The organism is Blautia sp. NSJ-175 (assembly GCF_022867815.1).
Classification (GTDB): domain Bacteria; phylum Bacillota; class Clostridia; order Lachnospirales; family Lachnospiraceae; genus Blautia; species Blautia celeris.
Genome location: NZ_JALIFQ010000023.1, coordinates 65,104 through 77,592, shown reverse-complemented (window position 1 = coordinate 77,592; position 12,489 = coordinate 65,104). Strand labels below are relative to the sequence as shown.

The following is a 12,489-nucleotide window of genomic DNA, read 5'->3' as shown; positions in this document are numbered from 1 at the left end:
TAATTATATGTCAAAAAAACTCTAACGGAGGTCATTATGGTCAATATCAGTTTATTGGAGAAGTCCATTCCGGTGGCACCTATTAAAATAGCAGCCCTGGACAGCTGCAAAGAGCTGGCCCAGCAGGTGGATTCCCATCTGGTACAATTCAGAAAGGAATTAGATTCTCACAATCAGTCCGGACTTAATTTCCGCGGCTACACAGCAGATACTTTTCTTCTTGACTGCAAGTGTCCACGCTTTGGCTCAGGTGAAGCGAAGGGCATCATCAATGAATCCGTGCGCGGCACGGACCTCTTTATTATGGTAGATGTATGCAACCACAGCCTGACCTATAAAGTCAGCGGACATGTCAACCACATGTCTCCGGATGACCACTACCAGGATTTAAAAAGGATCATCGCCACTGCTACGGGAAAAGCGCACAGGATCAACGTGATCATGCCTTTCCTATACGAAAGCCGTCAGCACAAGAGAAGCAAGAGGGAATCCCTGGACTGCGCGCTGGCACTGCAGGAGCTGGTGCAGATGGGGGTATCCAATATCATCACCTTTGACGCACATGATCCGCGGGTGCAGAATTCTATTCCCCTGTCCGGTTTTGACAACTTTATGCCCACTTATCAGTTCCTGAAAACCCTGTGCGCGTCCATCGACAACTTCAGGATTGACAATGAGCATCTGATGATCATCAGCCCGGATGAGGGCGCCATGCAGAGGGCTGTGTATTTTTCCAATATCCTCGGCGTGGATATGGGTATGTTCTACAAACGCCGCGATTACTCTACCATCATAAACGGCAAGAACCCCATTGTGGCCCATGAGTTCTTAGGTGACTCCGTGGAGGGAAAAGATGTGATCGTCATTGACGACATGATCTCCTCAGGGGAAAGCATGCTGGATGTGGCAAAACAGTTAAAAGACCGGAAAGCAAGGCGTGTCATTGTCTGTACCACATTCGGACTCTTCACTGACGGCCTGGAAAAATTTGATGAATATTATGAAAAAGGGTATATTTACCGCGTCATCACCACCAACCTGAACTACAGAAATCCGGACCTTTTGAACCGTCCTTATTATCTGGAAGCAGATATGAGCAAATATCTTGCAAGTATTATGGACATTCTGAACCATGACCTGTCTGTGGAAAAAGTCCGCTCTACAACGAAGAAAATCAATATGCTGCTGAACCGTTTCTCATAAATCCGCACACGGTTTTCGGCACGTCAAAAAGCAAAAAAATCCTCCGTACACAGCGTATCCAAACGCCTGTACGGAGGTCTTTTTTAATTTAACTGATATACATCTGCATATCCCACACCAAAGGAAAGTGCCTGGTCATGGGTATCGTGATAGATATCCACATTGCCGTAAGGTACTCCTCTGTCTTCCACTACATAGACGCCTCCATTGATCAGAAGCTTTGTTCCAAACGGAATACCATTCATGGCAACAGTCCTTCCCGCCTGGGGAACAGTTCCGCTGGCTGTGTATCCCTGTCCATGACAGAGGGCACAGTTACAATATCCGGTCAGTCTGAACCTGCCCAGATATTTTCCCTGGGAATCATCAGAGGAGGTATCTTCCTGTTCTGTGATCTCCTGTGATGTCTCTGTATCGGAAGAATTCTCTTCCTGTACATCATCATAGCTCTCAGAGGATTCCTGTGAGGCACTCTGCTGTGCGGCTGCCTGCTGTTCTGCGGCCTCCTGCTGTGCCTTTCTTGCTGCTTCCTCCTGGGCTGCTTTCTGCGCTGCAAGCGCTGCTGCCGCTTCCTCATCCTTCTGCTGCTTCATCAAGCTGTCAATCACGGCTTCCTGGGAATTTACTTTCTCCAGCAGCTCTTTTGCTGCGCTCTGTTCACTGTCAATCTGTGAACTATATGTATCGATCTGCTTGGTTGTATTTCTCACCAGGTCGGATACCTCCGCCTGCTTGTCCATACTTTCCTGCTTCAGTTCTTCAAGCGCTTCCTGCTCTTTTTTTACACCGGCTTCTTTGTCTTCAATCTCCTGCTGTGTCTCTTTGTAGAGGTCCAGCATCTTCCGGTCGTACTTTGTGAGCTGCATAATGTTCTCTGCCTTGTTCAGGAAATCAGTGAAGTCCTTTGCCTCTGTCAGCATAGTCATGTAGGAATCATTGCCGTTCTCATACATGTACTGAATCCGAAGCTTCATGCTCTCATACTGCTCTTCCCTGCGGGCTTTCGCATCATCCAGTTCTTTCTCGATCTGTTGTAACTCTGCCTGCTTAGCATCTGACTTTTCCTGTAAATCTGAGAGGTTCTTACTCAGGTCCGTAAGCTGCTGGTTTAACTCCGTAAGGTATGCCTCCAGATCACCTTTTTTGGCTTCCAGAGAGCTGATCTTATCCTGCGAGGCGTTCAAATTACTCTGTGTCTCAGTTTTCTGCTGTTCCGCTTCTGTAATCTTTTTCTGTGTTGCAGACGCGTATACCGGAGTTATGGTAAGACTTGCAATCAGGAATGTCAAAAATAAGCTTGTACATTTTTTATTTCTCATATTCTAAGCTCCTTTTTTATTACGAGCATAATTATAACACATAGATTACTAAATGCAAAGCTTTTTTACGTTTTTTGTAACAACTATGTAATATTCACAAAAAAACAACCCTGAAATTTATGCATTAAGTCAATTGATTTCGCACAATCCGAGGAAAGCTCCCAGATTCCCCCTTTTTCCCTTACTGGCTCTGTGGGAGAATAAAAAGTCAGGATTACAGCAGGTACAGATTCCCGGATAAGAAATATGAGCAGGAAGAATACCCGACTCAGCAAAAATCAGCGCATTGGCTGCCCAGAGATCCAGAAGATACTTGCCATGACCTTTGTTTATCAGTATCTTCCCGTGTTCTGAAGCCGGAAACGCGCTCATAAACTGTTCTGCCACGTCCTCACTCACCTCATAGCATTCCTGACAGATGGAAGGCCCTATAGCCGCCAGAATATCCTCCGGCCTGCAGCCGTATTCCCTCTGCATGGTTTCCACAGTCACCTTACCGATCCTGCCCACTGTTCCCTTCCAGCCGGAATGGGATAGGCCAATAACCCGCTTCCCGGGGTCCACAAAATACAGGGGGACACAATCCGCATAAAATGTGGCAAGCACCAGTCCCGGTACATTTGTCACAAGCCCGTCAACATCCGTGTAGTCCCGGACAGCGGCAAACCCTTTGCCTCTGTCCGCCTCTGTGACCACACGTACATTCGTGGTATGTGTCTGGTCAGAGCAGACAATCTGTTCCGGTGAAAATCCTACCGCGGCGGCAAGCCTTCTGTAATTTTCCCTCACATCCTCCTCGCGGTCGCCTCTGGAAAAACTCAGGTTCATGGAAGCGCAGTCGCCCCGGCTCACCCCGCCCAGTCTGGTGGAAAATCCATGCACAATGCCCGGAAGCTCTTCAAAAGCCTGGAATGTCAGGTATGTGACACCATTTGTTTCATGTATCTTCATATGATTTTCTGTCTCGGATCTCCAATGAATTTCCATATCTGTGTCCTCCCTTTTTTCTTTATATGTGGTATAAAAACGCATCCTTTATAAGCACCGTTTCATCCGGCGTGATCCCCACCACATCGAACCTGCCGGCTGTGTCCTCCGGCAGTCCTCTTTCCATAAGATAAAACAGCGCCGTATGACATATCCGGCGCTGTTTTTTGTTATCCACTGCAAGAAACGGACCGCCGCAGTCAGCGCTCTCCCGGAATTTCACCTCAATAAAACAAAGGTACTCTCCGTCCATGGCGATCAGATCAATCTCACCCTGCCGGCAGCGGAAGTTCTTCTCCAGAATCCTGTAACCCTGCTGCTCCAGATACCGGGCAGCGTTCTCTTCATACCACGTTCCTGTCTCTCTTGCGGATCTTTTCATATTTTGTCATCCTCAGTCTATAAAATTCCTGATAAAAGTGGCACGGTGAATGGGAGATGGCCCGTATTTCCTGATCGCCTCTATATGGGACGCCGCTCCGTATCCTTTATGGGAGGCAAACCCGTATTCCGGCATCACCTTGTCATACTCCCTCATAAGCCGGTCCCTGGTCACCTTGGCGATAATACTGGCAGCGGCAATGGAAATACTTTTGGCATCGCCCTTTATAATAGGAACCTGGGGAATATCCATCTGCGGTATGGTCACCGCATCATTTAACAGGATCTGGGGCCGGACTGTGAGTTTGGATACCGCCTCCCGCATGGCTTCATAGGTTGCCTGCAGAATATTGATCTCGTCAATCCTGGCAGGCCCTGCATATCCCACGCCAACACTGACTGCCTCTTCCATGATCACATCATACAGCTCCTCCCGCCTCTTCTCGGAGAGCTGCTTGGAATCGTTTAAATAGAGCAGTCTGCAGTCTTTTGGAAGGATCACGGCTCCGGCAACCACCGGACCTGCAAGAGGGCCTCTTCCGGCTTCGTCGATGCCGCAGACATAGCCCAGATGCTCATACTGATACTCATAGGCTTTCATTTTTTCAATACGTGCACGCTCCGCCTCCAGCTTTTCCTGCTGTTTTCTGGCCTTCCCGATCAGGGCCTGCACACCTTTCCGCTCATCCTCCAGATAAAGAGCGCACAGATCATCCAGCTCTGTTTCCGCTGTATTCTGAAATTCTGTACGGATTTCCTGAATACTTTTCATCTTCTGTCTCATCCTTTGTTTTTCAATAACACCCCGCTGCAGCAGTACAGACAGATCTGCGCATTTGCTGCGCTGACCCGGCCCACTGTAAAACGGATTTAATGGCCGGCTGCGGGTTTCACACCTGTTCCAGCGTAATTCTGCCGATTTTTCCGTTCCGGAACTCCTCCAGCAGAATGTTGGATGCTTTTCCATAATCCAGCTCGCTGCCTTTCTGCAGGCAGTTTCTGTTTACGGCAATGGCCTCCAGCATTTTCAGGCGGTCCTCGGATTCCTCCACGTCATAACGCTCTTTTAAAATACCCTCATAATCTCTATGGAGATATCCCAGAAGCTCCAGGGAAAGTTCCTCCAGATTCAGAATCTCATCTTTTATGGAGCCCACCATAGCCAACTTGGCGCCTACGCTCTGGTCCTCGAATTTTGGCCAGAGAATGCCCGGTGTATCCAGAAGCTCAACATTTTTATTGATACGTATCCACTGCTTTCCTTTTGTCACACCCGGCTTATTGCCGGTCTTTGTACAGGCTTTTCCGGCAAAGGAATTGATAAATGTGGATTTCCCCACATTGGGAATCCCCACTACCATAGCTCTGACCGGACGGTTCTGAATGCCTCTTTTCCTGTCTCTCTCTATTTTTTCCTTACAGGCCTCCATGATCACAGGAAGCACCTGGCGGATGCCTGCCCCGCTTTTGGAATTTGCCTTCACGACAAAGAACCCTTTCTCCGTAAAGTGCTGGGTCCACTTTTCATTCTGCCGCTCGTCTGCCAGATCCGATTTGTTCAGCAGAATCAGCCGGGCTTTATTTTTGCCCAGCTCGTCGATATCAGGATTTCTGCTGGAAACGGGGATTCTGGCATCCACCACCTCAATGATCAGATCGATCAGCTTTATATTCTCCTGCATCATGCGCTTTGCTTTCGTCATGTGCCCGGGATACCATTGATAATTCATAATTGTTCCTCTCTGTCTGTCAGCTCTTGATGAGGCCGAATTTTCCAAAAGGAGAAACTCTCAGCCATATTTTGCCCACAATATATTTCTGCTTTACATTTTCCACCTCGGCAAAACGGCTGTCCTCACTGTTGTTCCGGTTGTCTCCAAGTACAAAATATTCGTTTTTTCCCAGTGTGATCTGTGTCTCTGCCAGTCCGGGATTGCTGATTTTTGGAAAATCCTTCTTCTCCATATAAGTCTCCCCATTGATCAGGATCAGCCCGTCCTTAATCTGCACCGTCTCACCCGGCAGACCGATGATGCGCTTTACATGCATACTGGAATGCTGCTTGGCGTCCTTCTTAAAGGCCACAATATCGCCCCTCTCCGGCTCGCCCAGCTTGTATGACACTTTATTGATCAATACCTTGTCTCCCGTGGCCAGTGTGGGTTCCATGCCGCCCTCCTGCATGACAATGGTCTGGCAGAAAAAAATGGATACCACTGCAGCTAATACAAGAACCACTGCGATCTCGAATACCCATATGAGCAGAGGGCGCACATGGCCGTCTTTGGAAAACTCCGGTCCTTTACTTTCTTTTTTCTTCATGGCAGCATCCTCTTATCCATTTAGAAACAGGGACATATACATAAGTATGTGTCCCTGTTTTCTAAACATTATTATTTTACTAATTCTTTTACCTTAGCTGCTTTACCAACGCGCTGTCTTAAGTAGTTCAGTTTTGCACGTCTTACTTTACCGCGTCTGATCACTTCCACTTTCTCCACATTGGGGGAATGCAGCGGCCATGTTTTCTCAACGCCGATTCCGTTGGAATTCTTTCTTACAGTAAAGGTCTCACGATTGCTTCCACCCTGTTTTTTCAGCACAACGCCTTCAAAAATCTGGATTCTCTCGCGGTTACCCTCTTTGATCTTACCGTGTACTCTTACGGTATCTCCCACATTAAACTGCGGAACTTCTGCTTTCATCTGAGCAGCTTCGATGTTTTTGATGATTTCGTTCATAATCTTTTCTCCTTATACTCTGGATGTTCTTAATGCAGTGTGCAGCAGAGGACCATCTCTTTTTTACAACGAGTATAATTATACTATGAGTGCTGCGAGATTGCAAGTATTTTTTTCTTGCAGCGGCAAAATACTGCATAACCGGCATACCCCAAAATCGTCCCCAGCACATTGGTGAGCACATCGTCCGTCTGGGCATATCCTCTTTTTGTGAGGAACTGGAAAAGTTCAATGGACAGACTGACTGCACATCCCATACATAATGTACTCCAAACCCGCCTCATTTTCACGGAGACCACGGGCAGCAATACACCAAACGGAACAAACAGCAGGACATTTTCCAGGACAAAAGCATCCCCGCGCGGCCCACTGCCAAGGGTACTGAAAGGCATCCAGTCAATCCCGTCCCTGCTGCCCGGTTCTCTTGACAAAAATGTGATGAACAGAAGCATACACAGATATCCCGCAAGAACTGCCGCGCCTAAAAAGCGCCTGCGCTGTCCCTCATTCTGTCCCCGGACTTTTGTCAGCAGAGAAATCGTCAGGCCAGCCGCAAAAAATGCGGCAAGTCCTGCAAAAAAGTATTTCCCCACATCCGCGATATCTCTTATTAAATAGTGTATCAGTTCGCCTGTATACTGTCCCATACCCATGTACTCCCACTCTGTCAGACTATGGCAAAAACCGCCGCGGCACTTGGAATACTTTCTATTTCCTGTTCACACGCCACTGTCCCGCGGAAAATCCCGAGGCAGCCAGCGCGGTTACTATACCAGATATTTTCCGTCCAGTACATCTTTTAAATAGGCACCGTACTCGTTCTTTTTCAGAACCTCATATGCCTCTATGACCTCTTCCCTGGAAATCCATTTATTGTGGTAAGCGATCTCCTCCAGGCAGGCAATTTTTCTGTGCTGATGGTCTTCCATGGTCTTTACGAAATTAGTTGCCTCCACCAGAGACTCATGTGTTCCTGTATCCAGCCAGGTAAATCCCTGGCCCAGAAGTTCCACGTTCAGCTCGTTCTGCTCCAGATAGATCCTGTTCAAATCCGTGATCTCCAGCTCTCCCCTTGCGGACGGCTTCAGATTCTTGGCATACTCCACCACCTTATTGTCATAGAAGTAAAGGCCAGTGACACAGTAATTGGACTTTGGCTGTGCCGGTTTCTCTTCAATGGAAACCGCCTTGCCCTCACTGTCAAACTCCACGATTCCAAACCGCTCCGGATCATCCACATAATAACCGAACACGGTAGCTCCTTCTGTACGGGCTGCCGCTGCGCACAGTCTCTTTTTCAGTCCGTGTCCGTAGAAAATATTGTCACCCAGGATCATGGCAACACCGTCATCTCCGATGAAATCCTCACCGATGACAAATGCCTGTGCCAGTCCGTCCGGGCTTGGCTGTACCGCATAGGACAGTTCAATGCCAAACTGATGCCCATCTCCCAAAAGAGCCTCAAACCTGGGAGTATCCTCCGGTGTGGAAATGATCAGTATCTCTCTGATTCCCGCCTCCATAAGTACGGACAGCGGATAATAGATCATAGGTTTATCATAGATAGGTAAAAGCTGTTTTGATGTCACCTTGGTCAGTGGATACAGTCTTGTTCCTGATCCGCCTGCTAAAATAATTCCCTTCATACTCTGTACCTCTGTTTCTTCCTGTATTTTAGATTTCCGGCAGCTGCTCTTATGCACAGGCAGCGCATTACTTGCGCAGACCCGGCTGCGCAAGTATATTTTTTCCGGTCAAAAAGCACGTGAATCCCGCATTTTTTAATTTTCGTGGAGCAGTTTCTGCAGCTCATCGGTCTGCAGGTAACGCGCCAGGGCATCCTGCCATGCAGGAAGGCGGTTAAAGCCGTTTGCCTCCAGTTTATCCTTGCTCATCCTGCTGTTATGAGGTCTTTTTGCCTTTGCCGGGAACTCCTCAGAGCTTACAGGATGTACATTTACGTTCATGCCCGCCTGACGGAAGATTTCAGAAGCAAATTCAAACCAACTGCAGAGACCTTCATTTGTGGCATGATAAAAGCCGTATTTTTCTGTCTCGATCATATCCACAAGCAGAACAGCCAGATCATAAGTATAGGTCGGAGAACCGATCTGATCTTCCACCACATTGATATCCGTGTGTTTCTTGCCCAGATTCAGCATGGTCTTGATAAAATTTTTGCCGTTCACGCCAAAGACCCAGGCGATCCTCACGATGAAGAATTTCTCCACATGGTCTGTCACTGCCACTTCACCCTCATACTTGGTCTGCCCGTACACATTCAGCGGATCTCTCTCATCATCCGGTTCCCAGGGTCTTGTGCCCTCCCCGTCAAACACGTAGTCCGTGCTGATATACATCATTTTCAGACCCAGCTCCCGGCATACTTTCGCAATGTTCTCTGTACCGTAAGCATTGACTTTGCGGCAGACCTCCACATTATCCTCTGCAGCATCCACAGCCGTGTAGGCAGCACAGTGGACAACAGCTTCCACATCCGCCTCCCCGATCACTTTTCTGCATGCCTGGGGATCTGTGATATCCATCTCCTCCACATCCACGCCAACGCCTATATGGCCTCTCTTAGCCAGCTCGTTCATTACGTCATGTCCCAACTGTCCCTTTACACCTGTCACTAAAACTCTCATAACCTTCATCCTTTCTTTTCCCTGCCCGTTATACCCGGCAGAGACGATTTATTTCCTGCAAATAAAAATCCCCGCTTCTTTACTGATGGAGATGCCTCCGTCTCTTTGGATCTTCTCCTCCAAAAACTGCTTAAACTCTCTCTGTCTGGGATAGAGAAGTTCACTCTGGTTCCCATGACAGGACAAAATATAATCAAGCAGCGGCTCCGGCTTATCTACCCACAGACTGTCATCGTACATACGTTTCTCCACAGAGGAGAAATACGGCTCCAACAGCTTCTGTCCGTTTTCCAGCCCGAACAGCTTATAGAGGGCCACCTCTGACAGAGATATCCTGGGATCAAACTCCTTCACCAGCTCTGTGATCTCATGCATATGCCCCGTCCCGTAGGTGCTGCAGTAAAAGATGCCGTCCTCACTCAATACACGGCTGTTCTCTTCCAGAGCTTTTGCTATGTTCTGTACATAGAAAAGCACATGATTGGCAACCACCCGCTGGAAGTGCCCGTCCGGAAATGGAAGCTTCTGACAGTCCAGAACTCTGAAATCAAAATACTTCTTTCTCTCGTTTCCAATGTTCACTGCAGCATCATGCACCATTCCGCCCGAAGCGTCAGACAGGCAGATATATTTTCCCTGCAGCACCGCATCCGGTGCGTGTTTCCAGAGCTGCCCGTTGCCGCATCCCACTTCCAGGACATTTTTCACCTGGTCCAGATCGATCTGTTCGCAGAGCCAAGCAAACCACCCTTGGGGGTTGGAGGAATACCGTTCGTGGAGGGAAATGCGGATATTTAAATTGGCTCCGTTTTTATATTGCTCCACCAGCATCTTCTCCATATCGGTCAGATGGATCAGATTGAGGATCTCATTCCAGTCAATCTGGTTTGTCTGCTGAACAATCTGCATGGTATTCTGCAGGGCGTGCTCCATCTGGTTCATATTCTCAATCTTCTTCTGCACCAAATCGATCTGCATCTTCAGGGATTCCAGAATATCGGAACTGGTATCATGTATGGTCATATTTGATATTTCTTTTAATGAAAATCCCAGATATTTCAGGGAGAGGATTTTCTGGAGTCTCAGAAAATCTTCATCGGAATACATGCGGTATCCCGATTCATTGACAAAACTGGGCTTTAAAAGACCTTTCTTATCATAATACCGTATGGTTCGGATTGTCACATGAGCCATCCGGGCAAACTCCCCGGTGGTATAATAATGCGCCACAAAATCCCTCCCTTCCGTCTGCCTCTATCCTGCCGCGCGCTTAAGCCAGGCGCTCTCCGTACATTTTATCAAAATAGTTGGAATATTCGCCGCTGAGAATATGTTTCCACCAGTCCTCATTGTCCAGATACCACTGTATGGTCTGTGCAATTCCTGTGTCGAAGTTATATTTCGGCTTCCATCCCAGCTCTGTTTCCAGTTTTGTCGGGTCAATGGCATATCTCATGTCATGTCCCGGACGGTCTTTGACATATTTGATCAAACTTTCCGGTTTATTCAAGGCTTTGAGAATTGTCTGTACAACCTGAAGATTTGTTCTCTCATTATGTCCGCCCACATTGTAAACCTCACCGACTCTTCCGTTATGGATGATCAGATCAATCGCTTCGCAGTGGTCTGACACATGCAGCCAGTCTCTCACATTTTCACCGTTTCCGTATACCGGAAGCTCCTCATCTGCCAGAGCGCGGCTGATCATCAGCGGAATCAGTTTTTCCGGAAAATGATAGGGACCATAGTTATTGGAACATCTGGAAATGGTCACCGGCAGTCCAAAGGTTCTGTAATAAGCAAGTACAAATAAATCGGCGCTGGCCTTTGAGGAGGAATAGGGGCTTGAAGTGTGAATCGGTGTTTCCTCTGTGAAGAACAGGTCCGGTCTGTCAAGGGGCAGATCCCCGTAAACTTCATCGGTGGATACCTGATGGTAACGCTTTACACCATATTTTTTAGAGGCATCCAGCAGCACTCTTGTTCCCATAACATTGGTCTGCACAAAAATGCCCGGGTCTTCAATGGAACGGTCTACATGGCTCTCTGCCGCGAAATTCACTACAATATCAAATTTTTCTTTCTCAAACAGGTCCATAATAAACGGTTCGTCCGCAATATCACCTTTGACAAATTTGTAATTCGGTTTATCTTCCACTGGTTTCAAAGTTTCCAGATTGCCGGCGTAGGTGAGCAGGTCCAGGTTTACGATCTCATAATCCGGGTATTTATTCACCATGTGATGTACAAAGTTTCCTCCGATAAAACCGGCACCGCCTGTTACTAATACTTTCATGTGGTATTCTCCTTTGCTTTTTCTCTGATAAGGTTACTATAAGGGGTGACGTAAGGTCACTGTCAAGGGTTTTTTCAGAAAAAAAGAACCCAGGCTTTCGCCCGGGTTCCTAAGCATTAAAAATTATGCTTCTTTTCTTTTTTTGTATGTAACAGCCATTCCAGCTACTGCAATAACAGCTACGATACCTGTCCACATCATAACGTTTGTTTCGCCTGTTTTAGGTGATGTGGATGCTTTTGCTGCTGCGTCTTTGTCAACAACAAATGCTACTGGAGACAGAGATGTGAAGGTTGCTGTGATTGTACCAGCACCAGCTTTCGCTTCTACCTTCTCCCAAGCGCTTCCGTTGTAGTGCAGAACTGCAACAGAAGAACCTTCTGTAACACCAGCTACTTCAAATGTGATGGTTACAGGGAATGTTGTTCCGTCCGGAACAGAGATGTCTTTTACATCTACAACCTGCATGCCTTCTTTGAAGTCAGCGCCAAGAACCTCTTTCAGAGTTTCCTCTTTTTTAACGTTCTCAACGGCCTCTTTGTACTCGTCAGGAACTGCCTTGATCTCAACAGTAACTGCGTTACCGTTGGCATCTGTAGCTGCCTGAGCTTTGGTTACAACACCTGTAACCTGTACACTTGGCTGTGCGAATACTGCAACGGCTGAGCTAACAGTCATAACAGCTGCGCACACTAAAGCAATAAGTTTCTTCATGATAAAATCCTCCTTTTGTTTCTTCTTGCTTTATTACATTTAACAAGCTTGAAGTTATTATAACACTAGTTTCGTAATTTGTAAAACATTTCTATCAATATTTTTTTTAAATTTTCATCATTTATATAAAACTTCTCATGTTTCGGGCCGGCTGCCGCCTCGCCGGGGATATATTGTGTTCCCGCAGTTCATAGGCGGTA

The 12,489-nt window shown here is 47.3% G+C and carries 14 protein-coding genes; 1 reads left to right on the top strand and 13 read right to left on the bottom strand.

The window, feature by feature from the left end; all coding sequences use genetic code 11:
- Positions 1–36 precede the first annotated feature (36 nt).
- Complete coding sequence (locus MUB35_RS25095; protein ID WP_033142855.1) at positions 37–1,203, top strand: ribose-phosphate pyrophosphokinase; 1,167 nt, start codon at positions 37–39, stop codon at positions 1,201–1,203.
- Positions 1,204–1,286: 83 nt separating this feature from the next.
- On the opposite strand, the gene MUB35_RS25090 is transcribed toward MUB35_RS25095, so the two are convergent.
- From MUB35_RS25090 to MUB35_RS25030, 13 genes are all read right to left on the bottom strand, one after another.
- On the bottom strand, positions 1,287–2,522 hold the full coding sequence (locus MUB35_RS25090; RefSeq protein WP_033142854.1) for a PcsB-like coiled-coil domain-containing protein: 1,236 nt from the start codon (positions 2,520–2,522) through the stop codon (positions 1,287–1,289).
- A 129-nt stretch (positions 2,523–2,651) separates the two neighbouring features.
- A complete protein-coding gene (gene pgeF / locus MUB35_RS25085) occupies positions 2,652–3,509 on the bottom strand; it encodes a peptidoglycan editing factor PgeF (RefSeq protein ID WP_244807021.1) in 858 nt (285 codons plus the stop codon).
- 22 nt (positions 3,510–3,531) lie between these two features.
- Positions 3,532–3,891 (bottom strand): YraN family protein, encoded by a 360-nt coding sequence (locus tag MUB35_RS25080; protein WP_244807020.1) that lies wholly within the window; start codon positions 3,889–3,891, stop codon positions 3,532–3,534.
- A gap of 12 nt (positions 3,892–3,903) precedes the next feature.
- Positions 3,904–4,662 carry a ribonuclease HII gene (locus MUB35_RS25075; RefSeq protein ID WP_244807019.1) on the bottom strand — a complete coding sequence of 253 codons (759 nt, stop codon included), beginning with the start codon at positions 4,660–4,662 and terminating at the stop codon, positions 3,904–3,906.
- A gap of 118 nt (positions 4,663–4,780) precedes the next feature.
- The gene (gene ylqF / locus MUB35_RS25070; RefSeq protein ID WP_033142851.1) at positions 4,781–5,620 is read right to left on the bottom strand and encodes a ribosome biogenesis GTPase YlqF; all 840 of its coding nucleotides are present in this window, start codon (positions 5,618–5,620) and stop codon (positions 4,781–4,783) included.
- A 19-nt stretch (positions 5,621–5,639) separates the two neighbouring features.
- Positions 5,640–6,212 carry a signal peptidase I gene (lepB, locus tag MUB35_RS25065; protein WP_033142850.1) on the bottom strand — a complete coding sequence of 191 codons (573 nt, stop codon included), beginning with the start codon at positions 6,210–6,212 and terminating at the stop codon, positions 5,640–5,642.
- Positions 6,213–6,283: 71 nt separating this feature from the next.
- Entirely contained in the window at positions 6,284–6,631 is a 348-nt protein-coding gene (gene rplS, locus MUB35_RS25060; protein ID WP_033142849.1) for a 50S ribosomal protein L19, read from the bottom strand.
- An 83-nt stretch (positions 6,632–6,714) separates the two neighbouring features.
- A complete protein-coding gene (locus MUB35_RS25055) occupies positions 6,715–7,278 on the bottom strand; it encodes a VanZ family protein (protein ID WP_052099638.1) in 564 nt (187 codons plus the stop codon).
- Between the two features lie 120 nt (positions 7,279–7,398).
- A complete protein-coding gene (gene rfbA / locus MUB35_RS25050) occupies positions 7,399–8,277 on the bottom strand; it encodes a glucose-1-phosphate thymidylyltransferase RfbA (RefSeq protein ID WP_033142875.1) in 879 nt (292 codons plus the stop codon).
- Positions 8,278–8,412: 135 nt separating this feature from the next.
- Positions 8,413–9,279 carry a dTDP-4-dehydrorhamnose reductase gene (gene rfbD / locus MUB35_RS25045; RefSeq protein WP_033142848.1) on the bottom strand — a complete coding sequence of 289 codons (867 nt, stop codon included), beginning with the start codon at positions 9,277–9,279 and terminating at the stop codon, positions 8,413–8,415.
- Between the two features lie 48 nt (positions 9,280–9,327).
- Complete coding sequence (locus MUB35_RS25040; RefSeq protein ID WP_033142847.1) at positions 9,328–10,509, bottom strand: MerR family transcriptional regulator; 1,182 nt, start codon at positions 10,507–10,509, stop codon at positions 9,328–9,330.
- Between the two features lie 40 nt (positions 10,510–10,549).
- The gene (gene rfbB, locus MUB35_RS25035) at positions 10,550–11,575 is read right to left on the bottom strand and encodes a dTDP-glucose 4,6-dehydratase (protein ID WP_033142846.1); all 1,026 of its coding nucleotides are present in this window, start codon (positions 11,573–11,575) and stop codon (positions 10,550–10,552) included.
- 123 nt (positions 11,576–11,698) lie between these two features.
- On the bottom strand, positions 11,699–12,289 hold the full coding sequence (locus MUB35_RS25030) for an LPXTG cell wall anchor domain-containing protein (protein WP_052099637.1): 591 nt from the start codon (positions 12,287–12,289) through the stop codon (positions 11,699–11,701).
- Positions 12,290–12,489 lie beyond the last annotated feature (200 nt).

Bases quoted from the DNA above. Each gene is read 5' to 3' on its own strand.
- MUB35_RS25095 (WP_033142855.1), top strand. From the start codon at position 37: ATGGTCAATATCAGTTTATTGGAGAAGTCCATTCCGGTGGCACCTATT.
- MUB35_RS25090 (WP_033142854.1), bottom strand. From the start codon at position 2,522: ATGAGAAATAAAAAATGTACAAGCTTATTTTTGACATTCCTGATTGCA.
- pgeF (WP_244807021.1), bottom strand. From the start codon at position 3,509: ATGGAAATTCATTGGAGATCCGAGACAGAAAATCATATGAAGATACAT.
- MUB35_RS25080 (WP_244807020.1), bottom strand. From the start codon at position 3,891: ATGAAAAGATCCGCAAGAGAGACAGGAACGTGGTATGAAGAGAACGCT.
- MUB35_RS25075 (WP_244807019.1), bottom strand. From the start codon at position 4,662: ATGAAAAGTATTCAGGAAATCCGTACAGAATTTCAGAATACAGCGGAA.
- ylqF (WP_033142851.1), bottom strand. From the start codon at position 5,620: ATGAATTATCAATGGTATCCCGGGCACATGACGAAAGCAAAGCGCATG.
- lepB (WP_033142850.1), bottom strand. From the start codon at position 6,212: ATGAAGAAAAAAGAAAGTAAAGGACCGGAGTTTTCCAAAGACGGCCAT.
- rplS (WP_033142849.1), bottom strand. From the start codon at position 6,631: ATGAACGAAATCATCAAAAACATCGAAGCTGCTCAGATGAAAGCAGAA.
- MUB35_RS25055 (WP_052099638.1), bottom strand. From the start codon at position 7,278: ATGGGACAGTATACAGGCGAACTGATACACTATTTAATAAGAGATATC.
- rfbA (WP_033142875.1), bottom strand. From the start codon at position 8,277: ATGAAGGGAATTATTTTAGCAGGCGGATCAGGAACAAGACTGTATCCA.
- rfbD (WP_033142848.1), bottom strand. From the start codon at position 9,279: ATGAGAGTTTTAGTGACAGGTGTAAAGGGACAGTTGGGACATGACGTA.
- rfbB (WP_033142846.1), bottom strand. From the start codon at position 11,575: ATGAAAGTATTAGTAACAGGCGGTGCCGGTTTTATCGGAGGAAACTTT.
- MUB35_RS25030 (WP_052099637.1), bottom strand. From the start codon at position 12,289: ATGAAGAAACTTATTGCTTTAGTGTGCGCAGCTGTTATGACTGTTAGC.